This window comes from Mesorhizobium sp. NPDC059054, from assembly GCF_042739215.1.
In the GTDB taxonomy this organism is placed as follows: Bacteria; Pseudomonadota; Alphaproteobacteria; order Rhizobiales; family Rhizobiaceae; genus Mesorhizobium.
Window position 1 is genome coordinate 378535 of record NZ_JBHYHV010000005.1, and the last position, 25186, is coordinate 403720.

The 25186-nt window shown below is 63.2% G+C and carries 24 protein-coding genes and 1 riboswitch; of the genes, 8 read left to right on the forward strand and 16 right to left on the reverse strand.

The window, feature by feature from the left end:
• Positions 1-3 precede the first annotated feature (3 nt).
• From ACFWXH_RS22755 to ACFWXH_RS22765, 3 genes are all read right to left on the reverse strand, one after another.
• Complete coding sequence (locus tag ACFWXH_RS22755; RefSeq protein ID WP_379123605.1) at positions 4-798, reverse strand: SDR family NAD(P)-dependent oxidoreductase; 795 nt, start codon at positions 796-798, stop codon at positions 4-6.
• Between the two features lie 244 nt (positions 799-1042).
• Positions 1043-1798 carry an ABC transporter substrate-binding protein gene (locus tag ACFWXH_RS22760; protein ID WP_379123827.1) on the reverse strand — a complete coding sequence of 252 codons (756 nt, stop codon included), beginning with the start codon at positions 1796-1798 and terminating at the stop codon, positions 1043-1045.
• A gap of 126 nt (positions 1799-1924) precedes the next feature.
• Complete coding sequence (locus ACFWXH_RS22765; protein ID WP_379123606.1) at positions 1925-2212, reverse strand: hypothetical protein; 288 nt, start codon at positions 2210-2212, stop codon at positions 1925-1927.
• A 294-nt stretch (positions 2213-2506) separates the two neighbouring features.
• Between ACFWXH_RS22765 and ACFWXH_RS22770 the strand changes: the two genes are divergently transcribed.
• The gene (locus ACFWXH_RS22770) at positions 2507-3493 is read left to right on the forward strand and encodes an MBL fold metallo-hydrolase (RefSeq protein ID WP_379123607.1); all 987 of its coding nucleotides are present in this window, start codon (positions 2507-2509) and stop codon (positions 3491-3493) included.
• Positions 3494-3588: 95 nt separating this feature from the next.
• Here the strand turns inward: ACFWXH_RS22770 and ACFWXH_RS22775 are convergent, their stop codons facing one another.
• On the reverse strand, positions 3589-4353 hold the full coding sequence (locus ACFWXH_RS22775; RefSeq protein WP_054308655.1) for an ABC transporter substrate-binding protein: 765 nt from the start codon (positions 4351-4353) through the stop codon (positions 3589-3591).
• Between the two features lie 191 nt (positions 4354-4544).
• Positions 4545-5639, reverse strand: coding sequence for a 2'-deoxycytidine 5'-triphosphate deaminase (locus ACFWXH_RS22780; RefSeq protein WP_379123608.1), 1095 nt, complete (start codon positions 5637-5639; stop codon positions 4545-4547).
• A gap of 91 nt (positions 5640-5730) precedes the next feature.
• A riboswitch (SAM riboswitch) is annotated at positions 5731-5808 on the forward strand.
• 59 nt (positions 5809-5867) lie between these two features.
• Between ACFWXH_RS22780 and ACFWXH_RS22785 the strand changes: the two genes are divergently transcribed.
• Positions 5868-7055 carry an O-succinylhomoserine sulfhydrylase gene (locus ACFWXH_RS22785; protein ID WP_379123609.1) on the forward strand — a complete coding sequence of 396 codons (1188 nt, stop codon included), beginning with the start codon at positions 5868-5870 and terminating at the stop codon, positions 7053-7055.
• Between the two features lie 252 nt (positions 7056-7307).
• Here the strand turns inward: ACFWXH_RS22785 and ACFWXH_RS22790 are convergent, their stop codons facing one another.
• Positions 7308-7631 (reverse strand): MmcQ/YjbR family DNA-binding protein, encoded by a 324-nt coding sequence (locus ACFWXH_RS22790; protein WP_379123610.1) that lies wholly within the window; start codon positions 7629-7631, stop codon positions 7308-7310.
• Positions 7632-7702: 71 nt separating this feature from the next.
• Positions 7703-8854, reverse strand: a complete 1152-nt coding sequence (locus ACFWXH_RS22795) for a ceramide glucosyltransferase (protein WP_379123611.1) — start codon at positions 8852-8854, stop codon at positions 7703-7705.
• Positions 8855-9126: 272 nt separating this feature from the next.
• Here ACFWXH_RS22795 and apaG point away from each other — a divergent pair, with 272 nt between their 5' ends.
• Entirely contained in the window at positions 9127-9519 is a 393-nt protein-coding gene (gene apaG / locus ACFWXH_RS22800; protein ID WP_379123612.1) for a Co2+/Mg2+ efflux protein ApaG, read from the forward strand.
• A 41-nt stretch (positions 9520-9560) separates the two neighbouring features.
• Here the strand turns inward: apaG and ACFWXH_RS22805 are convergent, their stop codons facing one another.
• Positions 9561-11030: an MFS transporter gene (locus ACFWXH_RS22805; protein ID WP_379123613.1), complete on the reverse strand. Its 1470-nt coding sequence runs from the start codon at positions 11028-11030 to the stop codon at positions 9561-9563.
• Positions 11031-11120: 90 nt separating this feature from the next.
• On the opposite strand from ACFWXH_RS22805, the gene ACFWXH_RS22810 reads away from it, so the two are divergent.
• On the forward strand, positions 11121-11687 hold the full coding sequence (locus ACFWXH_RS22810; RefSeq protein ID WP_379123614.1) for a TetR/AcrR family transcriptional regulator: 567 nt from the start codon (positions 11121-11123) through the stop codon (positions 11685-11687).
• Positions 11688-11766: 79 nt separating this feature from the next.
• On the opposite strand, the gene ACFWXH_RS22815 is transcribed toward ACFWXH_RS22810, so the two are convergent.
• The 3 genes from ACFWXH_RS22815 to ACFWXH_RS22825 all read right to left on the reverse strand — a co-directional run bounded on the left by ACFWXH_RS22815 (position 11767) and on the right by ACFWXH_RS22825 (position 14296).
• A complete protein-coding gene (locus ACFWXH_RS22815) occupies positions 11767-12183 on the reverse strand; it encodes a hypothetical protein (protein WP_379123615.1) in 417 nt (138 codons plus the stop codon).
• A gap of 279 nt (positions 12184-12462) precedes the next feature.
• Positions 12463-13194 (reverse strand): class I SAM-dependent methyltransferase, encoded by a 732-nt coding sequence (locus ACFWXH_RS22820; RefSeq protein ID WP_379123616.1) that lies wholly within the window; start codon positions 13192-13194, stop codon positions 12463-12465.
• Between the two features lie 295 nt (positions 13195-13489).
• Positions 13490-14296, reverse strand: coding sequence for a helix-turn-helix domain-containing protein (locus ACFWXH_RS22825; protein WP_379123617.1), 807 nt, complete (start codon positions 14294-14296; stop codon positions 13490-13492).
• A gap of 209 nt (positions 14297-14505) precedes the next feature.
• Between ACFWXH_RS22825 and ACFWXH_RS22830 the strand changes: the two genes are divergently transcribed.
• The 3 genes from ACFWXH_RS22830 (at position 14506) to ACFWXH_RS22840 (ending at position 18720) form a co-directional block, all read left to right on the forward strand.
• The gene (locus ACFWXH_RS22830) at positions 14506-16068 is read left to right on the forward strand and encodes an ABC transporter substrate-binding protein (RefSeq protein ID WP_379123618.1); all 1563 of its coding nucleotides are present in this window, start codon (positions 14506-14508) and stop codon (positions 16066-16068) included.
• Between the two features lie 71 nt (positions 16069-16139).
• Positions 16140-18134: a CocE/NonD family hydrolase gene (locus ACFWXH_RS22835; protein WP_379123619.1), complete on the forward strand. Its 1995-nt coding sequence runs from the start codon at positions 16140-16142 to the stop codon at positions 18132-18134.
• Between the two features lie 196 nt (positions 18135-18330).
• A complete protein-coding gene (locus tag ACFWXH_RS22840; protein ID WP_379123620.1) occupies positions 18331-18720 on the forward strand; it encodes an RcnB family protein in 390 nt (129 codons plus the stop codon).
• Positions 18721-18808: 88 nt separating this feature from the next.
• Here the strand turns inward: ACFWXH_RS22840 and ACFWXH_RS22845 are convergent, their stop codons facing one another.
• The 3 genes from ACFWXH_RS22845 to ACFWXH_RS22855 form a co-directional block, all read right to left on the reverse strand.
• Entirely contained in the window at positions 18809-19810 is a 1002-nt protein-coding gene (locus ACFWXH_RS22845) for an Hsp33 family molecular chaperone (protein ID WP_379123621.1), read from the reverse strand.
• A gap of 277 nt (positions 19811-20087) precedes the next feature.
• The gene (gene argF, locus ACFWXH_RS22850; protein WP_379123828.1) at positions 20088-20999 is read right to left on the reverse strand and encodes an ornithine carbamoyltransferase; all 912 of its coding nucleotides are present in this window, start codon (positions 20997-20999) and stop codon (positions 20088-20090) included.
• Between the two features lie 8 nt (positions 21000-21007).
• Entirely contained in the window at positions 21008-22204 is a 1197-nt protein-coding gene (locus ACFWXH_RS22855; protein WP_379123622.1) for an aspartate aminotransferase family protein, read from the reverse strand.
• Between the two features lie 356 nt (positions 22205-22560).
• Here ACFWXH_RS22855 and ACFWXH_RS22860 point away from each other — a divergent pair, with 356 nt between their 5' ends.
• Positions 22561-23091, forward strand: coding sequence for a GcrA family cell cycle regulator (locus tag ACFWXH_RS22860; protein WP_054308672.1), 531 nt, complete (start codon positions 22561-22563; stop codon positions 23089-23091).
• Positions 23092-23208: 117 nt separating this feature from the next.
• Here ACFWXH_RS22860 and ACFWXH_RS22865 read toward each other — a convergent pair whose 3' ends face one another.
• Together ACFWXH_RS22865 and phoU are read right to left on the reverse strand one after the other, a co-directional pair.
• Positions 23209-24216 (reverse strand): magnesium and cobalt transport protein CorA, encoded by a 1008-nt coding sequence (locus tag ACFWXH_RS22865; protein WP_379123623.1) that lies wholly within the window; start codon positions 24214-24216, stop codon positions 23209-23211.
• 133 nt (positions 24217-24349) lie between these two features.
• On the reverse strand, positions 24350-25075 hold the full coding sequence (gene phoU / locus ACFWXH_RS22870) for a phosphate signaling complex protein PhoU (RefSeq protein ID WP_379123624.1): 726 nt from the start codon (positions 25073-25075) through the stop codon (positions 24350-24352).
• Between the last annotated feature and the right edge of the window lie 111 nt (positions 25076-25186).

Here is a 25186-nt window from a genome sequence, read left to right on the forward strand (position 1 = left end):
TGATCAGGCCGCGTAACGTTTCGCCGGCGCACCCAGCGAAAGCTTGGGCTTGAGGGCATCGCGTGCCGCCTCGAAGGCCTGCCAGTCGGCGATATCCGGCAGCGAAGGGATGGTGACCAGTTCGCCCTGCTGCAATCTCGCCATCGCGGCATCGACCATGGCGTCGGCGGCCATCACGATTTCGCTGGGCAAATGCTCGACAGGCCTTCCCGAGAGAGCCCAGAAGTCGGTTGCCGTGGCGCCTGGAAGCACGGCCTGGACACGGACGCCCTTGTCGGCCAGCTCGTGATGAAGTGACTGCGAAAAGGCGAGGACGAAGGCCTTGCTGCCGCCATAGACGCCATTCAGTGTTTCAGGGGCGATAGCGACGATCGAGGCGATGTTGATGATCGTGCCCTTGCCGCGCGACACGAAAGCCGGCACGACCGCATAGGCCAGCCGCATCGGTGCGGTCACATTGATGTCGATCATCGACTGCATGGCATCGACGTCGCTCGAAAGCAGCGGCGCGATTGCGCCGATGCCGGCATTGTTGACGAGCATGGTGATGCTGGCATCGGTGCGCAGCAGCTTTTCGACCTGCTTCAGCTCGGCGCTCTTGCCGAGGTCGGCCGGGAAAACTTCAACCGAGCGGCCTGTCTCGTCGCTGATGGCCTTCGCCAGGTTGCGCAGCTTGTCGGCATTGCGTGCCACCAGGATCAGATCGTAGCCCTGCTTCGCCAGGCGATCGGCATAGATCGCCCCTATTCCCGACGATGCGCCGGTGACGAGAGCCGTACCCTTAGGTTCGCTTGTCATCTTCGTTCTCCTTTGACGCTCTCTCCATCGGAGCGCCAGCTAGAGATAGGACGACAGAATTCTGTCTTGAATGTCAAAGATGCCACCTTTCAGGACATTCAGGATGCCTGAGCGTGCCGCATGACGTCTTTGAACGCGTTGGACCGGGCACGGATCAGACAGCAAAACGGGCGCCAAGGGCGCCCGTGGCGCCAGCGGCGCCCATCGATCTGATCGGCTTTGACGCGGCGCGAACCGCAACCGCTCAATAGATGTCGAAGTCGAAATACTTCGCCTGCACCTTCTTGTAGGTGCCGTCGGCCACGATGGCGTCGATCGCGGCGTTGAAGCGCTCGCGCAGCGCGTCCTCGCCCTGGCGGATCGCGATGCCGATCTCGGCCTCGGTACCCTTCACGTCACCGATCAGCTTGCAGCAATCCTTGCCGTTGCCATTCTTGACCCAGTCGACCAGCACGAACTTGTCGGTGATGATGGCGTCGAGCCGGCCGTTGACGAGGTCGGCGACGGCATCCTCATGCGTCGGGTAGAGCTTCACGTCGGCGCCGGCCTTGGCGTAGACATCCTGCGCGTAGGTGGCTTGCATGGTCGAGCCTTGCGCGCCCAGCGTCTTGCCTTCCAGCGCTGCCGGCTCGGTGCCGGTCACGGCGGTGTCCTTCAGGCCGGCCAGGGCCAGCGGCGTCGCGTAGTATTTGTTGGTGAAGGCGACCTGCTTCTTGCGCTCCTCGGTGATGGTCATCGAGGCGATGATGGCATCGAACTTCCTGGCCTGCAGCGCCGGGATCATGCCGTCCCAATCCTGCGCGACGATCTCGCATTCGATTTTCATCTCAGCGCACAGCGCGTTGGCGATGTCGACGTCGAAGCCGGCCAGCTTGCCGTCCGCCGTCACCGTGCTGAAGGGCGGCGCAGCCCCTTCCGTGGCGATCTTCAGCTTTTCGGCGGCAGCCGTCCCCATCATCAACATCGTCGCGGCCGCAGCCGAGACGAGCCATTTCGAAATCTGCATTCCTGTTTTCCCTCCAACTTCGGCCGAAACGGCCGAGCCCTGCCAAACATGTGCCGGCAAAGCGAGGAAGCGCCAGCGCCGGGCTTCGATTGGTGCTCGGAGGATAGTTTCTTTGGGGCGCTACGATCCCGCGTCTTGCGAAGGTTGGACAACACCCTCTTCGTATTTTTGGATGATGATATCGCAGGACTTGCGGAGTCTTTTCAGGTTCTCGATCGTAAGCATCCGCGAAACCTCGGATTCACCTCGTGCGTATTGAATCCAGATTATCTTCTCCTCATCGTCCATTGCCAGGAGCAGATTGGCGATGTCCTTGCCCCTGGCATCGAATATCTTCTCCCGCACATAAACGTCGTAGCCGTAGTCGTACTTGAACATCCGCCAAAAGGCTTTCTTCGCCGAAACCATGGCCCCTCCATCGACCACTACTTGGCCGCTTTGGCCAACCGCACGCAAGGAAATTCAAACGACGATCCCGAATGATCGACGACGAGTGACCATCAGCACGCGAATAATCCGGACCGGACATCCTCGCTCGATAACACCCGGCTCACGCAAAGGTGACCTCCCGTCGGCCGCATCAGGTTGAAGCCGCAAGCCTTGCTGGTAGCCTGCTCTCCGGGTTGTCCCCGGGGCGCGGAACCGGTCGGCGATGAGCGCTGCCGGTCAAGGCCGTGCCTGCTGACCTTTGGAGTCCGATCAATGGCCAGTTTCGCCCTTTCCCGTCGCACCGTCATGGCAAGCGCCGGCGCCCTCGCTACCGCTGCCATCCTCGACCTGCCCATCGGCATCGCGCCGGCGCGGGCGCAAGACGCACCCGTGAGCCACAATCCCGGCTTCTATCGCTACAAGGTGGGCGACATCACCGTCACCGCACTCAACGACGGGTTCGGCCAGCGCCCGCTCGACGGCTTCATCCGCAATGCCGAGCTCGCCGACGTCAAGAAGGCGATGGAGGATGCCTATCTGCCGAGCGATGCGATCTCGATCTCCTACACCACGCTGGCTTTGCAGATCGGCGACCGGCTGGTGCTGATCGACACCGGCAACGGCGATTCCGGCGCGCCGACATCGGGGGTCTGGATGAACAATTTCAAGGCTGCCGGATTCAAGCCAGAGGATGTCTCGACCGTCATCATCAGCCATTTCCATGGCGACCACATCAACGGCTTCCGGCTCAAGGACGGCACCGCCGTCTTCCCGAATGCCGAGGTCATGGTGCCGGCGGCCGAATGGGCGTTCTGGATGGACGATTCCAAGATGAACGCCGCGCCGGAAGCCGCGAAGAACGCATTCGCCACCGTGCGCCGCGTCTTCGGCCCCGTCGCCAAGGACGTCAAGCAGTACGAAGGCGACAAGGAACTGGTGCCTGGCGTGACCGCGATCGCTGCTCCCGGCCACACGCCCGGCCACACCGTCTTCGCCATTGCCTCCGGCGACGACAGGCTGATGGCATTGTCGGATACGACCAATCATCCTGCGCTGTTCGTACGCAACCCCGACTGGACGGCGGTGTTCGACATGGACGGGCCGCAGGCGACGGCGACCCGGCGCAAGCTGCTCGACATGGCGGCGGCGGAGAAGATGCAGGTTGCCTTCTACCACGCCCCCTTCCCCGCCACCGGTCACATCGCCAAATCCGGCAACGGTTTCGAACTGGTGCCCGTGCAGTGGAGCAGTGCGATCTGAGCCGCGTGGCGCTGGACAGATAAAAGGCCGGGAGAGCTCCCGGCCTTCCTTTTCAGCAACGAGGCGGCTGGCTATCCGCCATCAGCAACAGCTGCTCAATAGATGTCGAAGTCGAAATATTTCGACTGGATCTTCTTGTAGGTGCCGTCGGCCACGATGGCGTCGATGGCCGCATTGAACTTCTCGCGCAGCTCATTGTCCTCCTGGCGTATCGCGATTCCGGCTTCGGTCTCGGTTCCCTTGACGTCGCCGATCATCTTGCAGCAATCCTTGGCCGAGCCGTTCTTCATCCAGTCGACCAGCACGAACTTGTCGGAGAGGACGGCGTCGAGGCGGCCGTTGACCAGGTCGGTCACCGCTTCTTCCTGCGTCGGGTAGAGCTTCACGTCGGCGCCGGCCTTGGCATAGACGTCCTGCGCATAATCGGCCTGGGTTGTGGAAGCTTGCGCGCCCACGGTCTTGCCTTTGACTGCCTCACCATCCGTGCCGGCCAGCGCGCTGTCCTTCAAGGCAACCAGCGCCAGCGGCGTGGTGTAATATTTGTTGGTGAAGGCGACCTGCTTCTTGCGCTCGGGCGTGATGCTCATCGAAGCGATGATGGCATCGAACTTCTTGGCCTGCAGCGCCGGGATCATGCCGTCCCAATCCTGCGTGACGAGTTCGCACTCGGCCTTCATCTGCGCGCACAGCGCATTGGCGATGTCGATGTCGAAACCCTCCAGCTTGCCGTCCGCGGTGAGGGTGTTGAAAGGCGGATAGGCACCCTCCGTCCCGATCTTGATCTTGTCGGCGGCAAAGGCAGCACTGGCGCCCGCCACCATCATCGTTGCGGCCGCGACCGTTGCGAACCACTTGGACATTCTCATCATGTTCCCCCTCGGGTTGGTCTTGTTGTCCGCTGACAGCCAAGCACGCCGCAGGGAGCCAGGCAAGCGCAGGATGCGACGTGGTGTTGCTGCTTTGGATGGGTGGCGTTTTAGGGGAGTAAGGGAATAGGGGAGTAAGGAAGTGGGCAGTTGTTTATTCCCCTATTCCCTTACTCCCCTATTCCCTACCTCGCTGCCCGAAAATGCTTCGACAGCTTCAGGCCCTGCGCCTGGTAATTGGAGCCGAGGTCGGTGCCGTAAAGCGCGGTCGGCCGCTTCAGCATGTGCTCGTAGACCAGCCGGCCGACGATCTGGCCGTGGTCGAGGATGAACGGCACCTCATGGCTGCGCACTTCCAGCACCGCGCGGCTGCCGGTGCCGCCGGCGGCGGAATGACCGAAGCCCGGATCGAAGAAGCCGGCATAGTGCACGCGGAATTCACCGACCAGCGGATCGAATGGCGTCATCTCCGCGGCGTAGAGCGGCGGCACATGCACCGCCTCCTGGCTGACGAGGATGTAGAATTCATCCGGATCGAGCACCAGCTCGCCGGCGCCGCTGCGATAGAGCGGCTCCCAGAAATCGACGATGTCCTGGGCGGCGCGCTTGTCGACGTCGACCAGCCCGGTGTGATGCTTGCCGCGATAGCCGACCAGCCCGTCCTTGTCGCCGGCCAGATCGATGGACAGCGCGATGCCGCCGTTTGAGATGTTGGGCGGGTCGATCGCCACCAGCGTCTCGGCGCGGTGCAAGGCATGCAACTCCTCTTCCGACAGAAGCGCGTTGCCGGTGCGGAAGCGGATCTGCGACAGGCGCGAGCCGGTGCGTGCGACGATCGGGAAGGTGCGCGGGCTGACTTCGAGATAGAGCTGGCCGCGATAGCCGGCGGCGATCTTGTCGAACTCCTGGCCATGGTCGGTCATGACGCGGGTGAAGATGTCGAGCCGGCCGGTCGAACTCTTCGGATTGGTCGAGGCGGAAATGTCGCCCGGCAGTTCCAGGCTTTCCAGCAGCGGCACGATGTAGACGCAGCCCGTCTCCAACACCGCGCCTTCGGCAAGGTCGATCTCATGCAGCTTCAGCCGGTCGAGCTTTGCTTCCACCGTGCTGTGGGGACCGGGCAGGAAGGAGGCGCGCACACGATAGGCCTTTTCGCCGAGGCGCAGGTCGAGGCTCGCCGGCTGGATCTGGTCGGCATCGAGCGGACGCGGCGACTTCAGGCTGCCTGCCTGGAACAGCGCCGCGATATCCTGATCGGGAAGAATGCCTGTCTTGCGCAATGACAACTCCACAGGTGGCTCAAGTCAGCCAGCCCTCCATGCTCTTAATGAAGCCGGCAATTGACGCAAGCCGCCCCCGGGTCTAAAGGGAACTTTATCCCGTGGTGATTTGGCCGGTCGGCTTGCAGCCACGTTAAACAAGTCGCTAAAGGACCGCAGGGCCCGACAAAGCCCCTATGGACCGGTTGCGACTTCGCGGCCGGTTTTTTTGTGTGTCGGAACGGAACCATGACCGAGAAAAAGCGCAACTGGAAACCCGCAACCCAGCTCGTCCACGCTGGCACGCTGCGATCGGGCTTCGGCGAGATGTCGGAAGCGATGTTCCTGACGCAGGGCTATCACTACGACAGCGCCGAGCGCGCCGAAGCCCGCTTCAAGGGCGAGGAGCCAGGCTTCATCTATTCGCGCTACGCGAACCCCACCGTCGACATGTTCGAAAAGCGCATGTGCGCACTGGAAGGCGCTGAAGACGCCCGTGCCTTCGCATCCGGCATGGCCGCGGTGACGGCCGCCGTTTTGTGCAGCCTCAAGGCTGGCGACCATATCGTGGCTGCGCGCGCGCTGTTCGGCTCCTGTCGCTGGGTGGTCGAGACGCTGGCACCGAAATACGGCATCGAGGCGACGCTGGTCGACGGCACCGAGACCGGGAACTGGGAAGCCGCGGTGAGGCCGAACACCAAGCTGTTCTTCCTGGAGAGCCCGACCAACCCGACGCTGGAAGTGGTCGATATCGCCGCCGTCGCTAGGCTCGCCAATTCGATCGGCGCCAGGCTGGTGGTGGACAATGTCTTTGCCACGCCGCTGATGCAGAAGCCGCTGGAACTCGGCGCGCACATCGTCGTCTATTCGGCCACCAAGCACATTGACGGCCAGGGCCGCTGCCTCGGCGGTATCGTGCTGTCCGACAAGAAGTGGATCGACGAGAACCTGCACGATTACTTCCGCCACACCGGCCCGAGCCTGTCGCCGTTCAACGCCTGGGTGCTGCTGAAAGGCCTGGAGACGCTGCCCCTGCGCGTGCGCCAGCAGACGGAAGCAGCCGGCAAGATCGCCGATTTCCTCGCCGACCACCCGAAGGTCGGGCGGCTGATCTATCCCGGCCGTGCCGACCATCCGCAGGCCGACATCATCAAGAAGCAGATGACCGGCGGCTCGACGCTGATCTGCTTCGACCTCAAGGGCGGCAAGAAATCGGCCTTCGCCTTCGAGAACGCGCTCGACGTGGTGCTGATCTCCAACAATCTGGGCGATGCCAAGAGCTTGATCACCCATCCGGCGACGACGACGCACAAGAACCTGACCGACGAGGCCCGCGCGGAACTCGGCATGGGCGACGGCACGCTGCGCCTGTCGCTCGGTCTCGAAGACACCGACGACCTGCTGGAAGACATCGAACAGGCGCTGGCGAAGGCTTGAGGTAAGGGCACGATCTCGCACACGGAGATGCCGTACCCGCCAGTTGTCGATATCTGACTGCGTCGCGCCCGGCACACCCCCACCCCTAACCCCTCCCCTCAAGGGGGAGGGGGACTTCTCGGTCGCTATCTGATGCGAAACCACCGACGTCTTACAGGGCGCGCGCATCGACCAATCCCCCTCCCCCTTGAGGGGAGGGGTTAGGGGTGGGGGTATGCCAGGCGCGACATTCGAAATTTCACATTGTCGCCCCTACCGCAACGACTTCGGCGCGACGGAGCGCCAGCTCATCGTCATGGCATGGCGGACGGTTTCCTCGTCCGCCTGTTCCAGCCAGACCCGCGTCCAGCCTTTCTGGCCCCAGGAGCCGGGGATCGGCTCGAACTGACCGGCCGATGTTTCGAGCAGCAGCCGCTGCTCGTCCGGTGCCAGCTTGATGACGGCGCGGCTGTCCTTCGGCCGCAGCGTGGCGAAGATCTTGCCGCGCACGCGGAAATCGGTGACGTCGAAATGGCTGCTCTGCACGGCTTCGGGAAAGCCGAGCGCGATCTGGCAATAGCGGTCCTCGGACAGCACGACCACCCTCCCCTCAAGCGTTGGGCTGCAGCGATCATGCCGCAAACCAGCCGGCAGCGATACAGATCAGATCAGGCGCCCGAGAGCACTTCCTCGGCTTCGTCGGACTTGGTGGTGATGTTCATGGTGTTGCCGCGCCAGTCGATGGCGCCGCCGAGCCAGCCGCGCAGCCAGATCGCCGGCACCATGATATCGCGCACCACCATCGCCGGGATCAGGCGCGGTGAGGCATACCAGCCCTTGGCCAGCGCCAATGCATATTCCGGCAGGTAGACGGCACAGAGCACCAGCAAGGCGGTCGAGACCATGTCGGCGCCGGAGCCGGCCGCGGCAATCAGCGCGAACAGCAGAGGCATCGCCGCGCCGACACAAAGTTCGGGCGCGAAAAACAACGGGAAGGTGACGCGGCGCAGCCTCGCCCAGCGAGCTTGGCGCGACCATACCGCTTCGAGCCTGCGATGCCCGAGCGGCTGCTCGAACGGCGAGGCCACCAGATGGACCTTGAGGCCGAGCCCGTTGACCAGCTTGGTTGCAGCGGCGTCCTCGGCGATCTCGGCGGCCAGGGCACGGATACCGCCATTGGCATCGAGCAGTGGCTTCGACCACAGCATGCTCTTGCCCTGCGCGAAGCCGAGACCCGCGGCAGCACCGGTATACTGCCAGCGCGCCTGCAGCGTGTTGAGGAAGGCGCATTCGACCTCGGCCCAGAAGCCGTCCGGACGCGAGCCGACCGGCGTCGAGCAGACAAGGCCGCTGTCGGTGCGCCAGGCCTGCATCATGTGCTGGATGTAATCGCGCGGCATCAGCACGTTGGAATCGGCCAGGATCACCCAATCATGGCGGGCCGCCTCCCAGCCCTTCACGCAGTTGTTCAGCTTGGGGTTGCCGCTAATGCGGTCATCGCCGAACAGGAGGCGCGCCGGCACGTCCGGAAAACGCGCCATGGTGGTGCGGATGGCCAGGGCAATCGGGTCATCGGCGTGCGCCACGCAGAAGATCAGCTCATAGTCCGGCCAGTCGAGCCGGAAGGCGCGCTCGAGCGTCTCGGCCGTGAAGGGCTCGACGCCACGCGCCGGTATGACGACGGAAACCGGCGGCGCATCGCCACGCGGCGGTGCAACGGTGCGGCGGCGTTCCAGCTGAGACCATGCCAGCCCTACGGAAACGAAATTGGTGAGAAGCAATGCGGCGGAAAGGGAAGCGGCTGCGGTTGTCAGGTCCATGAAGTCAGGTCACTCCCGGAAAGCGGCCTTTAGAGCGCCGCCCGTCCTCTGGGACGCGCATGGGACGCTCTAAAACTTTGATCCGCCGCATGATCCTTTCGGGGTCATGCGGCAGCCTCGCAATCTGATGTCCGGGAATCGTCACGGGGCCGGACGCGATCCGGCGCACACCATCACCGTTTCATGTCGTGCACATGACAGAAGGTTGACCATGACGGCCTGCGGACGGAAACTCGGTGTAGGTTTTTCGTACGAGTCGCTCCAGGTTACCCATGTACAGTGCAGTCACCCGCAACATCGTGGTCGAGGTGGAACCCTTCTACCTCGAGTACCGGTCCGATCCGGACGAGGGCCGTTACGTGTGGGGCTACCGGGTGACGATCGACAACCGTTCGGACGAATTCGTCCAGCTTCTGTCGCGCTACTGGCACATCACCGACGGCGCTGGACAGGTGGAAGAGGTGCGCGGCCCGGGTGTCGTCGGCGAAAAGCCGGAACTCAACCCCGGCGACAGCTACCAATACACCTCAGGCTGCCCGCTTTCGACGCCGTCCGGCATCATGGTTGGCCACTACACGATGCGCAATGCACGCGGCGAGCAGTTCGACATCGCCATCCCGGCCTTCTCGCTGGATCTGCCGAACGCCAGGCGGGTGGTGAACTGAACCCTTCTCCCCCTGGGGGAGAAGGGAAGATACGCCATCCCTTACACCGTCGAAGTCCGCCTCCAGATCACCAGGCTGACGAGGATCAGCAGCGTTGCCGCAGCGGCGATCACACCGAAAAAGGCATGATCGAATGCGGCACCTGCAAGGGCGGTCAGCGCTTCCGCCTGCGCCGGCGCCAGCTTCTCGGCGACCAGCAGTGCCTCGTCCAGACTGTCGCCTGCCTGCGTGGCAATCCCCTGCGGCAACACCAAAGCATGGGTGTAGAGCGCCGACATCAGCGAGCCCAGGAACGCTATGCCAAGCGCGCCGCCGAGTTCGAAGGAGACCTCCTCGATGGAGGCCGCCATGCCGGCCCTCTCTTCCGGGGCCGACAGCATGATGACGCTGGAGGCCGCCGTCATGGCCGCGCCGAAGCCGAAGCCCATTGCCGACAGCGCCGCGAGCCACAGCCAGGTTTCGCCCTGATAGACCAGGAGATACGCGGCGAGCGTGGCGCCTGCCAGAAGCAGCGAGGCCCAGAGCACGCGTACGGCGCCAACCCGCGGCAGCGCCAGGCCGGTAACGGGACCGGCGATGAAAGCCGCGAGCGGGATCGGCAGGATGATCAGGCCGGCCTGCAGCGGCGAGAGGCCGAGCACGAGTTGCAGGCGCTGGCTGAACACCAGCTCCACGCCGATCAATGCCGCCGATGCCACCATGGCCGTCACGACGCCGGCCGAGAAGCGCGGATTGGCGAAGAGCGAAAAGTCGATCAGCGGCGTGCGACTGCCGAGCTGGCGGCGAACGAAGACGATCATGGCGACAAGACCGATGGCGAAGGCGAGCGCGGCTGCAAGCCAGGACGGATCGCGCTTGGCGATTTCCTTGATGGCATAGGTCAGGCCGACCAGCCCGACCATGATCTGAACGGAGCCGACGAGATCCCAGGGATGATCGCCGTTGCCCGGCCGATACGGCAGCAAGGTGGCGCCGGCAAGCAGGGCAACCAACACCACTGGCACGTTGATCAGGAAGACCGAGCCCCACCAGAAATGCTCCAGCAGCGCGCCGCCGACGACCGGACCGAACGCGGCCCCACCGGAGGCCACGGCCGCCCAGACGCCGATGGCGAAGGCGCGCTCCTTCTCGTCGATGAAGGTCAGCCTGATCAGCGACAGGGTGGCGGGCATCATCATGGCGGCGCCGACCGCGAGCAGGGCGCGCGCCGCGATCAGCCAGGCAGGGGTCGGGGAGAAGGCGGCACCCAGCGACGCCAGGCCGAACACGACAAGACCCGCAAGGAACATGCGCTTGTGGCCAAGCCGGTCGCCCAGCGTCCCGACGCCCGGCAACAGACCGGCGACCACCAGGGGATAGGCGTTGATGATCCAGAGCTTTTCCGTCGCCGTCGCTCTGAGGTCGTGCGTCAGCGTGGGGAGCGCGGTGTAAAGCACCGTCATGTCGATGACGATCAGGAACAGCGCGCTCGACACGATGGCCAGAACCAGCCAGCGGTTGCTCGGGGACATGATACCTTCCTTCAAAATACTTACGACAGCGGACTTGCCCCGCCGCGAGCCGGTATATAAATACGATCGTATTGAAATGGAAGGGGTCGGATGTCAGGAAGACCGCGCAGCATTGACCGCGACAAGGTCCTCGACGCCGCCGAGACGGTGGTGACTGAGCTCGGAGCATCAGGGCTGAGCTTCGATGCCGTGGCGAAGGCCGCCGGTATCACCAAGAGCGGCGTGCAGTATTGTTTCGGAACCAAGGATAATCTGATCCGCGCGATGATCGCCCGCTGGGCCGACACCTACGAAACCAAGGTCATGGAAGAGGCGGGCCCCGAACCGTCAGCGGAGGCGGTGATCCGGGCACATCTTTCGGTGACGCGGGACGAGGACGAAGAGGAGCACTCGCGCTCCGCCGTCATGATGACGGCGTTGCTGGAGGCGCCGGATCGCGTGGCCGCAAGCCGGGAGTGGTACAACGGCTTTCTGGCAAGGCTTGACCTGTCCAAGCCGGCAGACCGCCAGATCGCCGTCGCCTTCCTGGCCGGTGAAGGCGCCTTCCTGTTGAAGGCGCTCGGCCTGATCAGCCTGAATGAGGCCGATTGGCACGCGCTGTTCACGGATATGCTGAAGCTGACGCGCGGCGACGGGGTGAAGCCGCCCGGTGTGTGATGGACCGGAGTCCTGATCAGAAAAATCCCCGGAAGCCTGTGGCCTCCGGGGCGTCAGGAAACATGAGGCTGTTTGACGTCTAGCCGGCGGCGCCTTCGATGACGCGGCAGATGGCGTCGCGCGTGGCGCCTTCCGGAGCCACCTGGCCGGCCTGCACCATGAACACCACGTCGACACGGCTGCCCTTGCCGGATTTGCGCACAACGACACGCAGGGTCTGCTCGCGGCCGGAACCAGACGTTTCCTGCTTGGCGGTCAGCGAGCCCATCGCCTTGTCGACCTTGATGTTCTCGAAACCTTCGGCCAGCATGGCGCGATGGGCATTGTCCAGCGCCTTTTTGGAATCGAGTTTCGGGAAGACCCCGGAGCTCTTGTAGCTGACGGCGGTTATCATCGGCACGCCCTCGGTCTTGAAGTTCTTCTGGCAGGACTGGGCGTTCGCCGCCGAGACCGCCAGCAGGGAAACCGCCGCGGCAACAAAAATCTTGCTGATCATGAAAAAACCTGTGCCTGAAATTGCTCTGTCTCTCTACGCAATTCCGGACGCAAAACCGCTGCGCACTTTTGCTGGAACTGCTCTTGCGCGACCGGGCCTCGCCTCCCGGTCGCCCTCAGCAATAGTCGGCCAGCCGGCAACATGCCAGCGCAAGGATGCACTAGATCGTCTATCTCACAGGCGCGCAGCCGCAGACGATCCGAGATGCATTGGACAATAGCGAGGTCACGGCCGCGAGCTTCTGCAACTGCCCCCCGGAGACTGAGCGGCGGCCCGGGTTTACGGCTTATGCGCTGAAACCAGCACCATCATGGGCCGCTCCAACTCTTCCGCGAGCGCCGGTGTTTGCCTGATCTGTTCTGACGTTGGGGCAAACTCCTCGATCCGGCCTATGACGAAGCCCGCCTCGATCAGGCTATTGATCGTCGTCCCAAGCGTCCGGTGATACTTCAGGACGCCTTTGGCGAACCAATCTGTTCGCCGCTCCCCTTCGATCGAATAGCCGTTCACCGGCCAGGTCTTTCGTCCGTCCTCATCTTGCGTCCAATGCGGATGGGCGGCAGCCATGAAGATGGGGTGTTCGATGGTGAAAACGAGATCGCCGCCTTGGACCAGTGCGGCGTGTATCGTCCCGATCAGACGACCGAAATCCTCCACATAGTGAAAGGTCAGCGCGCTGAAGATCAAATCGAACGCAGCCTGCGGCAGCACAAGGGATTCCAGATCGGCGATGTGAAATTCTATCGCCGCATCCTGCGTGTCCGCCCGCGCCCGATCGATCATGTTCTGCGAGAGATCGAAGCCGACGACTGACGCCGCCCCGTGTTCACGCATCCAGCGCGACGCCCAGCCAAAGCCGCAGCCAAGATCAGCTATCTTTCGCCCGACGAGATCGGGCAGCATGGCTCGAATGGCAGGCCATTCGGGTGCACCGTCCAGGCCATTCACCTGTCGGGGCAGTTGGCTGTATCCTTCAAAGAAATCAGAATTGTCGTAGATATTTTGTGCCATGGTCATCTCCTGAAGCAGTTGGAGGACGAGGCAACTTTCCGCGCGAATAGACCTCGTCCGATTGGGGCGAGGTCGGGAAATACGATCCGCGTTGTTAACTTGCGCGATCAGCGTCCCGACATCCCGCCTGAGGGATGCCGGCCAGCCGGGCGACAATATGGGTATCCTTCTCAACCATGGCGAAAGCATCGACCACGCTTGCACGGAAATCAAGCTTTCCTTCGATGCGAGTGTCCTCCTTGCGCCAGGGGCGGACACTTTCCACGGTCAACGCAAGCGTTTCCGCTTTTGGACGCTACCGTGAAGCATCCCGCGATGGCGCGGCGGCGGCCGTGAAGGGCTGCACGTCGGCCAGGAAAGACGCGACCGCGGAAGGCAAGGTGGCTGAGGTCGGCGCGTAGACGCCGCAGGCGGAAAGCAGGCCTCGTTTGTTGGCGGTGATGCCGAGATGGCGCCATATGGTGCGCGTAGCATAAGGCATGTTGTTGTTGCGCCAGGACACGCCCATCGTCAGGCCGCGAAGGTAGCGACGCTGATGGAGTTCGAAGGGCATCAGGATCGTCTGCCCGAAAGTCGGCGCTTCGCCACGGGTCAGCTCGGTCAGGAAGATGCGCTGGCGCTGATAGGCGGCGAGGCCGACATAACGCGAACGCTGCGCGATGCCGCTTTCATGATCCACGATGCGCTCCAGCGACGTGACGAGAACCTGGCCGTCCCTTTCCCGCATGTGGGCGCAGGAACAGACGACCTGGCCCGGCCAGGAAAGCGATACGTGCCAGGTCTGATAGAAGCCGAGATGCGGCCGCAATGCCCGCAGATCGCCGGGAAAGGCATCGTCCAGCGGCCCTTCGCTCGTTGCCGGGCGACGTCTCTCGGCAAGCTTGCGCCGGAAGGCATGCGGGGGCAGGCCGAAATCGGCCGGATCGAGATCGAACGCGGCCGCGATCCGCAACCGGTTGTGCGCCGAGGGCAAGGTTCCGGCGTTGAGATAGCGGTTGAACTGCTGCCTGTTGACGCCGATGGCACGGCATAGGTCGGAGATCGACCTCCTGGTGCTGCACGCGAATTTGAGGTTGGCTGGGAAGTTGGCCAGGTCTTGCATCAGTGCATGTCTTGCGAAGGTGAGAACCGGTTTCGAGATAGGGACATGCAGAATCAAAAGCTGAAGTGCGGGACGTGAACACTGCGGTCACCTCAGTGTAAACTCGCTTAAAATCGCGTCAACGAGCGAAATTGCGCTGGAGCCTGCCAGGATCATTATCTCTCCCCAGACACCAATGCGGCGGGAAACGCCGACCGACGGGGGACTGGATGATCAAGCTAGGCAATACGTTGAATCTCTCGCGCCGCACCTTTCTTCAAGGGGGCACGCTTCTCGGCCTTTCGGCGGCGACGGGCACGTTTGCCTTGCCGGCCAGAGCCGAGGAGCCGGTCCGTGGCGGCACGCTGCGCATGGGCCTCGAAGGCGGCGCTTCCGCCGACGCACTCGACCCGGCACTGGCCTCGGCAAGCGTGCTGTTCGTGATCGCGCATTGCTGGGGCGACACCCTGGTCGAGTCCGATCCCAAGACCGGTGCCGCCGTGCCTTCGCTGGCGGAATCCTGGTCGCCTTCGCCGGATGCCAAGGTGTGGACCTTCAAGATCCGCAAGGACGTGCGTTTCCATGACGGCAAGCCGCTGACGGTCGCTGACACGGTCGCCACGCTGCAGCGCCATGCCGGCGAGAAGTCGCAATCGGGCGCGCTCGGCCTTTTGACCAGCATCGACAAGATCGAGGACAAGGCCGGAGACCTGGTCATCACGCTGAAGGAAGGCAATGCCGACCTGCCGCTGGTGCTCACCGACTATCATCTGCAGATCCAGCCGAACGGCGGCAACGACAATCCCAATGCGGCGATCGGCACCGGCCCTTACAAAATGGTCAAGTTCGAGCCGGGCGTGCGCACCGCCTTCGAGCGCAACAAGGACGACTGGCGCCAGGACCGCGGCTATGTCGATGCCGTCGAAATCACCGTCATGAACGACCTGACGGCACGCATCAACGCGCTGCGGTCGGGGCAGGTCGACTTCATCAATGTCATCCAGCCAAAGGTCGTGCCACTGCTGAAGCGGCTGCCCGAAGTCGAGATCCTGCGCACGCCCAGCAAGGGCTTCTATGCCTTCCTGATGCATTGCGACACAGCGCCCTTCGACAACAACGACCTGCGCATGGCGCTGAAACTGGCGATCGACCGTGAGGCGATCCTAAAGCAGGTGGTGGGCGGCTTCGGCACCATCGGCAACGACTATCCAATCAATGCCAGCTATGCGCTCGCGCCGACCGACATCGAGCAGCGCCCCTACGATCCCGAAAAGGCGGCCTTCCACTACAAGAAGTCCGGACATGACGGACCGATCCTGCTGCGCACCTCCGATGCCGCCTTCCCCGGCGCGGTCGATGCCGCGCAGCTCTTCCAGATCAGCGCGGCCAAGGCCGGCATCAAGCTCGACGTCCAGCGCGAGCCGAGCGACGGCTACTGGACCGAGGTGTGGAACAAGAAGCCATTCTGCGCCTCCTATTGGGGCGGCCGCCCGACACAGGATGCACGCTATTCCACCTCCTATGTGTCGAATGCGGAATGGAACGACACACGTTTCAAGCGTCCGGACTTCGACAAGCTGGTCGCTCAGGCGCGCGGCGAACTCGATGAGACCAAGCGACGCGCCCTTTATCGCCAGATGGCGGTCACTGTGCACGACGAAGGCGGCCTGATCCTGCCGGTGTTCAACGACTATCTGAACGCGTCGTCGAAGAAGCTGAAGGGTTTTGTCGACGACATCGGCAACGACCTTTCCAATGGTCGTATCGCCAGCCGGGTCTGGCTTCAGGCCTGAGGCTTTTTGTCGGTCAGTTGGACAAGTAGCGGCGCGCCCACGCGCCGCCGGCACTTTCATGGTTGGATTTCATGACGAACACAAACTTTCATGTCATCGAGAACGAATGGATCGTGCTCAAGGACGGCACGCGGCTCGCAGCGCGCATCTGGATGCCGGATGATGCGGGCAAGGCGCCGGCGCCCACGGTTCTGGAGTTCCTTCCCTACCGCAAGCGCAATGGCACCGCGCCGCGCGATGAATCCACCTATCCGGTGTTCGCCGCCGCAGGGATCGCCGGCGTGCGCGTCGATATCCGCGGCAGCGGCGAATCCGACGGCGTGATCGACGGCGAATACACGCCGCGCGAGCTTTCCGACGCCATCGAAGTGATCGAATGGATCACGGCACAGCCTTGGTCGAACGGCAATGTCGGCATGATGGGCATTTCCTGGGGCGGCTTCAACTGCCTGCAGGTGGCGGCGCTGAAGCCGCCGGCGCTGAAGGCGGTGATCTCCATCGCTTCCACGGTCGATCGCTACAATGACGACATCCACTACAAGAACGGCACGCACCTGTCGGCGCAGCTGTCCTGGGCGGCGACGATGAGCGCCTACCAGTCGCGCTCGCCGGATCCGGAGATCGTCGGCGATCGCTGGCGCGCCATGTGGCTGGAGCGGCTGGAGCAGGAGCCGTTCTTCATGGAGGAATGGCTGTCGCACCAACGCCGCGACGATTTCTGGCGGCACGGCTCCATCGGCGAGGATTTCGACGGTTTCCCGGTGCCCGCACTGGTGATTGCCGGTTGGGCCGACGGCTACCGCAACACGCCGCTGAAAGCGGTGGCCGGCATGCCCGGCAAGGCCAAGGCACTGGTCGGCCCGTGGGTGCACAAATATCCGCATTTCGCCTATCCGAAACCGCGTGCCGATTTCCACGCCGAGGCGATCGCCTGGTGGCGCCGCTGGCTGTGCGACGAGAAGAATGGCGCCGAGGCGGTGCCGCAGGTGCGCGCCTATATCCTCGACGGTCCCCGTCCGGCGCGCTGGCGCGAGGCGGATCCAGGCTACTGGATCGCCAAGGATGCGTGGAGCGACCCCGAAACCATAGTCCTGGCGGTCGGCTCCGGCGGCCGGCTGGAACGCGATCCGGCAGAGCGCGCCGGTGGCAAAACCCTGCTCCGTTCACCGCTGGACACCGGAACGGCGGCTGGCGAGTTCTTCACGCTGAAGCCGGATACGGAAATGCCGGGCGACCAGCGCCTCGACGACGCCGGCTCGCTGACCTTCGAAACCGAGATCCTGGCGGAGGAATGCGTCATCCTCGGCCAGCCCGTGCTGAAGCTTCGCCTCTCCAGCGACGCCACGCTCGCCAACCTTGCCGCGCGACTGGTGGATGTGCATGCCGACGGCAGCGCCACCCGCGTCTCGTTCGGCGTGCTCAACCTCGCGCATCGCGACGGCAACGCCGAACCGAAGGCGCTGGAGCCCGGCAAGACGGTCGAGGTGGAGCTGGTGCTCGACGCCTGCGGCTATCGCTTCGGACCGGGGCACCGCATCCGGCTGTCGCTGTCCAGCGCCTATTGGCCGATGATCCTGCCGCCGCCGCATGACACGACGTTGGATATCGACCTTGCGTCGATCGAGGTGAAGCTGCCGCTGCTCGGCGAGCATCGCCGCATCGACTTGGCCGAACCGGCCAATCCCGATCCGCTGCCGCGTTATGAGACGCTTGAGGGAGGATCGGCCGGCCGCGTCGTGGAGCGCGATATGCTGAACGGCATCACCCGCTACAAGGTCAGCGAGGACACCGGCCTCAACCGTCATCCCGGCAATGGCCTGAGCGCACGCGACATCACCGAACAGGTCTGGTCGATCATGCCGGGAGACCCGCTGTCGATGGCCGCCGAGATCACCTCGGTGTGCATTCTTGCCCGCGAAGGTTGGGAAACCACGACCCGCAGCGTCATGAAACTCTCCTGCACGGAAACGGAGTGGATCATCTCCGAGCATATGCAGGCCCTTCATGAGGGGAGCATGGTGTTCGAACGCGAACGCAGCGCGCGCATCCCGCGCGACCACATGTGAGGGATGGACGCTGATGCGTCCGCTTTCCGCGCTGTCCCCGGCCAGCGCGGAAAGCCATCAGGCTGGCGCATCTCACCCATTCGACACTGATAATATAACAGATTGAATTTGTTACATAATTGTAATGTGCCATTCAGTTTTGGTTCATCTTTCGGGACCTAATCCTCTTTGTGCGAACACATGAGGAGCTACACAGATGAAACGTCTTATTCTCTCCGGCCTGGCGATTTCGATGCTCGCCGCATCGAGCCTGCAGGGCTTTGCCGCGCCGATCGCCGTTCCCAGCGTCCCGGACTCGAACGTGATTTCAGCGCAGTACCGGGAGCCGATCCGAAAGGAACGCCGCGTCGTCAACGAACGCGTCATCGTCAAGAAAAAGGTCGTCACGAAGCAGGTGGTGGTCAAGAAGCGTTGGAAAAATGGCCAGCGTTACGACAGCTGGCGCAGCGCGAAGGGCATGAAGGATTACAGCCGCTATGGCTTGCGTCGTCCGGGACCCGGCCAGCATTGGGTCCGCGCCGGCAACGACTATCTGCTGGTCGGTATCGCCACCGGCCTGATCGCCGGTGTGATCGCGGCCCGATAACGAGCTGCCAACAAAAAAGGCGACCCTCGAGGGTCGCCTTTTTCATCAGTCAGTCTGCACCGGCTTCGAGCAGCAGGGGCCGATGTCTTTATTCGACAGCCACGAAATCGGCCGGGTCGAACTCGTAGCGCGTCGAGCAGAATTCACAATCGACGCGAATGCGCCCTTCTTCGGTGCTGTCCTTGATTTCCTCGGCAGTGAAACCGTCCAGGATGCCACGGATCTTGTCCGGCGAGCAGGAGCAGCGGTCGGCGACATGGATATCGTCGAACACGCGCACGCCATGCTCGTGGAACAGGCGATAGAGCAGCCGCTCGGTGCCGACCGTCGGGTCGATCAGCTCGGCCGGCTCGACGGTTGCCAGCAGCGCCAGCAATTCCTGCCAGGAATTGTCGGTCGGATCCAGCACGACTTCGGCTACATCGCCATCGCCGCCCGGAAGGTCGGCCACGCGCATGCGCTCCGGCGCCTCGGGCAGGAACTGTGCAAGCAGGCCGCCGGCGCGCCATTGCTTGCGTCCGCCCGGCAGCACAAGCTGGGCCACGGTCAGCCTGAGGTCGGTCGGGATCTGCTCCGACTGCCTGAAATAGGTGCGCGCGGCCTCTTCCAGCGAGGTGTTGTCGAGCTGGACGATGCCCTGGTAGCGCTGCGTGTAGGCGCCCTGGTCGATGGTGAGCGCAAGCACACCGGAACCCAGGAGGGTTTCGGCCGTCACGTCGCCCGCAGCGGTCGCCGCCGCCAGCTTGTCGGCATCGAAACGGGCATAGGCGCGCAGCGCATTCGGCGTCGAGAAGTCGGCAACCAGCATGTCCACCGGCCCGTCGGTGCGGGTCTGCAGGATGAACTTGCCTTCGAACTTCAGCGACGTGCCGAGCAGCACCGTGACGACGCAGGCTTCCGCCAGCAGACGGGCAACGGGCTCTGGGTAGTCGTGGCGCGACAGGATGGCGTCGAGCATCGGGCCGAGCTGCACGGCGCGGCCGCGCACGTCGAGCGGACCAACCTCGAACGGCACGACATGGTCGTCGCCGGCATGGCCGAATTCACCAAGTCTGGTTCCGTGTTCAGTCACTTGCGTCGTATCCAACATGACAAAGTCTCCCGGCGCGGCATAACCGCCTTTCCGGGCATGCCTTCCAACGCCAATGATTTGCGTGATGCCGGGGAGATAGGCATCACGCCGCGTTGTATCAAGTCGCAGGCCCTAACCGCAAAACCGTGAGACACTTTTGCGGGGCCTGCTTTGGTATCAAGTCGCAGGCCCTGACCGCAAAACCGTGAGACACTTTTGCGGGGCCTGCTTTGGTATCAAGTCGCAGGCCCTGACCGCAAAACCGTGAGACACTTTTGCGGAGCCTGCTTTGGTATCAAGCGCCGAGGCACCAGGCCAGGACCGCCTTCTGCGCATGCAGACGGTTCTCGGCCTCGTCGAACACCACGGAGTGCGGGCCGTCGATCACCTCGTCGGTCACTTCCTCACCGCGATGCGCCGGCAGGCAGTGCATGAACAGGGCGTCAGGCTTGGCCTTCGCCATCAGTGCGGCATTGACCTGATAGGGCACGAACACGTTGTGCCCGCGGGCACGATGCTCCTGGCCCATCGAAACCCAGGTGTCGGTGACAATGCAGTCGGCCTGGTCGACCGCTTCCTCGGCCGCGCGGGTGAAACGGATCTTGCCGCCATGGCCCTTGGCCCAGTCGACGAATTTCCGTTCCGGCTCGCTGCCCTCGGGCACGGCGACGTTCAGGTTGAACGAGAAGCGCGCCGAGGCTTCGATCAATGAATGCAGCACATTGTTGCCGTCGCCGGTCCAGGCGAAGGTCTTGCCGGCCACCGGCCCACGATGTTCCTCGAAGGTCAGGATGTCGGCCATCAACTGGCACGGATGGGTGTCGTCGGTCAGGCCGTTGATGACCGGGACCGTGGCATTCTCGGTCAGTTCCAGCAGCCGGTTGTGCGCCGTGGTGCGGATCATGATCGCGTCGACATAGCGCGACAGCACCTTGGCGGTGTCGGCGATGGATTCCGAACGGCCGAGCTGCATCTCGGTGCCGGTGAGCATGATCGTCTCGCCGCCGAGCTGGCGCATGCCGACATCGAAGGAGATGCGCGTGCGCGTCGACGGCTTGTCGAAGATCATCGCCAGCACCTTGCCGTCGAGCGGCTTGGAGCGCTCGCCGGCCTTGAGGCGCGCCTTGCGCGCAGCCGCGTCATCCAGCATGGCGCGCAGGTCGGTTGCGGAAACGGTGGACAGATCGGTGAAGTGACGAACGCTCATCATGTCGTCTACTTCGCCGCGGCCGCAACGGCTTCCGACAGGCCTTTCGCAGCACTGCGCAGGCGTTTCAGGCCTTCCTGGATGTCGGCGTCGGTGACAGTGAGCGGCGGCAGCAGGCGGATGACATTGTCGCCGGCCGGCACAGCCAGCAGATGCTGGTCGCGCAGGGCGCCGTTGACCGTGCCGTTGGGCATGACGCATTTGATGCCGAGCATCAGGCCGTCGCCGCGAATGCCTTCGATGACATCGGGAAATTCGTCGGCAACCGCCGCGAGACCTTGCTTGAACAGCAGCGCCTTGCGGTTGACGTCCTCCAGGAAACCCTCTTCCAGCACGACGTCGAGCACGGCGTTGCCGACGGCCATGGCGAGCGGATTGCCGCCGAAGGTGGTGCCATGCACACCGGCGGTCATGCCGCGCGCGGCCTCGTCGGTTGCCAGGCATGCGCCCATCGGGAAGCCGCCGCCGATGCCCTTGGCGATAGCCATCAGGTCCGGCGTGACACCGGCCCATTCATGCGCGAACAGCTTGCCGGTGCGGCCGATGCCGCACTGGACCTCGTCGAAGATCAACAGCAGGCCGTGCTTGTCGCAGAGCTGGCGCAGCCGCTTCAGCGACTGCAGCGGGAAGGAGCGGATGCCGCCCTCGCCCTGCAGCGGCTCCAGCAGGATCGCAGCGGTCTCCGGCGTGATCGCCTTTTCGGCGGCGTCGATGTCGTCGAATGGCACCTGGTCGAAACCATCGACCTTGGGGCCGAAGCCTTCCAGATATTTATACTGGCCGCCGGCAGCGATCGTCGCCAGCGTGCGTCCGTGGAAGGCGCCCTCGAAGGTGATGACGCGGAAGCGCTCGGGATGGCCGGTGACGAACTGGTAGCGACGCGCCGTCTTGATCGCGCACTCCAGGGCTTCGGCGCCCGAATTGGTGAAGAACACCTTGTCGGCAAAGGTCGCTTCGACCAGCCGCTCGCCCAGGCGCCGCTGTCCCGGAATCTCATAGAGATTGGAAACGTGCCAGAGCTTTTCAGCCTGGTCCTTCAGCGCGGCAACCAGATGCGGATGGCCGTGGCCCAGCGAATTGACGGCAATGCCGGCAGCAAAATCGAGGTATCGCTCGCCCTTTTCCGTAACCAGCCAGGACCCCTCTCCTCGCTCGAAAGCCAGGGGTGCACGAGCAAAGGTCTCGTAAAGCGCCGAACCGCTCATTATATGCTGCTCCGGAACCGAAAAAATAAAAGCCGCCCAAGCGGCGGCTGTTCGCAGCTTATCGTGTTTTTCGGCCATGAAGTCAACGAAAAGCTCTTTTAGAGCCTTGCCTGGCCCAACCTGTTCCGTGCCCAGACAAGTTGGGGCGCAGCCAAGTTGGGGAAAACTGCGAAATCCGATTCGTGTTGCAGCCGGGACTCTTGTCACCGAGTCAGCGCATCGGTAATTGTTGAGTGAGAAATAGCTAGATTTCGTACGGCGGATCCAATCACCCAACATATGTGGTGCCCGCCCGGCGCGAGCCGGAACGGTTTTGGATTCCGAAAACACCGGACGGTTCAAAGGAGCGCGGTCTTATGAACTGGACTGACGAGCGAGTAGAACTCTTGAGGAAGCTGTGGTCGGAGGGTCTGAGCGCCAGCCAGATCGCAGCCCAGCTCGGCGGAGTGAGCCGCAATGCGGTCATTGGCAAGGTACACCGGCTGAAGCTGTCCGGTCGCGGCCGCACGACGGCGGCACCGGCGCGCCAGAAAAAGGCGGCGACCAGCAGCGGCGGCGCATCGGTTGCGAAGTCGACGACACGCACTGCCGCCAGCACGCATCGCCATGTCACCGCCTCGGTCGGCGCGACCGCGCTGCAGGTGCAGTTCGACGCCGAGCCGGTGGCGCGGCATTATCTGCGTCCGGTCGAAAACGTGGTGGTGCCGATCTCGCGGCGCCTGCAACTCACCGAACTCACCGAGCGCACCTGCAAGTGGCCGAACGGTGATCCGCTGACGGAAGAATTCCACTTCTGCGGCAACGACGCCGGCGAGAGCGGACCCTATTGCACCTATCACTCCCGCATCGCCTTCCAGCCGGCTTCGGAACGGCGGCGGCTGCGCTGAAATTTAGCGAATAGTGAGTAGCGAATAGAAAGAGGGAAGATAGGGCAGCAGACCTTATCTTCCCTCTTTCTATTCGCTACTCACTACTCGCTATTCGCTATTTCGCTACCCTCTCCCTCACAGCCACCCGTTCTGGCGGAAACGCCAGTAAAGGAACACGCAGATGCCGGCGATGGCCGCCAGCACCGTCGGGTAGCCATATTCCATCCTCAGTTCCGGCATGTCGGTGAAGTTCATGCCGTAAATGCCGGCGAAGGCCGTCGGCACCGCCAGGATGGCGGCCCAGGAGGCGAGTTTCTTCGAGATCGCCGTTTCCTGGCTCTGACCGACCAAAAGGCTGGCTTCGAAGGCGAAGGCCAGCACCTCGCGCAAGGAATCGATCTTTTCCTGCACGGTGCGGATGTGATCGGTCACATCGCGGAACAGCGGGTGCATGTCGGCATCGATCTGCGACAATTCGGAACTGGTCAGCCGGCGGCAGACTTCCACCAAAGGCAGCGCTGCATTGCGCAGGCGCAGGAGATCGCGGCGCAGCATGTAGAGGCGTTCGATCGCCTTGGCATCCATCGGCTTGACCAGCACGCCGTCTTCGATCTCCTCGACCTCGTCCTCGATCTGCTCCAGCACAGGGAAGTAATTATCGACGATGAAATCGAGGATGGCATAGAGGACGAAATCCTCGCCTTTGGCCAGCGACGTCGGACAGCTTTCCCAGTGCTGCCGCACGGTTGAGTAGGAGGTCGAGGGTCCATGCCGGACGCTGACGAGATATCCTCGCCCGACGAACAGATGCGTCTCGCCGAAACTGACGCGCCTTTCCACCAGTTGCGCCGTACGGGCGACGATGAACAGGGCGTCGCCATATTGCTCGAGCTTCGGCCGCTGATGCGGATGCTCGGCATCCTCGATGGCAAGATCATGCAGGTTGAACTGCGCCTGCACGCGCCGGAGCAATCCGCGGTCGGGCTCAAGCAGGCCGATCCAGACGACGTGATCCTTCTTGCGTGACCATTCACCGGCTTCCTCGATCGGGATATCGGCCACACGCCGCCCGGCGACGTAGACACTCGAGGCAACGATCCGCGAATCCTGCGGCCCCGGCGTGAAATCGCGGGTCTGGTCCATCGTCGCCTCCCGAGGAACCTCACTCTGCAACGCAGAGTGAACCTCGCTTGGCGGCGACGCAAGAGCGAGTAGTGAATAGTGAATAGTGAATAGTGAAAGAGACGTACCGCCTCATTCCCCTACTCACTATTCGCTATTTCGCTACCTCGGCCTGCTGCACCACCACCCGATCCGTCTTGTCTTCCTTCGGGCGCTCGGCCGGCAACTGGTCGCCGGTGACGATGTAATAGATGGTCTCGGCAATGTTGGTGGCGTGGTCGCCGATGCGCTCGATGTTCTTGGCGCAGAACAGGAGATGCGTGCAGGAGGTGATGTTGCGCGGATCCTCCATCATGTAGGTGAGGAGCTCGCGGAACAGCGAGGTGTACATGGCATCGATCTGTTCGTCGCGGTCGCGCACGATGCCGATCTTTTCGACCGAGCGCGAGGCGTAGACGTCGAGCACATCCTTGAGCTGGATCAAAGCGAGATTGGCCAGCGCCTCCAGCCCGCGATAGAGGCTGGTGGCCTCGCGGCCATCCGTTACCGACATCACCCGCTTGGCGACGTTCTTGCCGAGATCACCGACCCGTTCCAGATCGGCGGAGATGCGGATGGCGCCGACGATCTCGCGCAGGTCGGTTGCCATCGGCTGGCGCCGCGCAATGATGAGGATGGCCTTGTCGTCGATCTCGCGCTGGCCTTCGTCGAGCACGATGTCGTCGCGGATCACCTTCTGGGCCAGATCCTGGTCGGCGCTGACGAGGGCCGCCACCGCCTGTTCGACCATACGCTCCGCGTGACCGCCCATGGCGGCAATACGCTTGGCCAGGAACTTCAGTTCCTCGTCATAAGCGCTGACAATGTGCACGGACTGCATGGGCGCGGCCTTCTGGAATCATGCGGCGATTCGCATGTCAATTGACTGCTGATACGCCAGCCATGTGACAGTAAGACGAAACGCTTTTCCTAGACATAATATGCGTTTCCG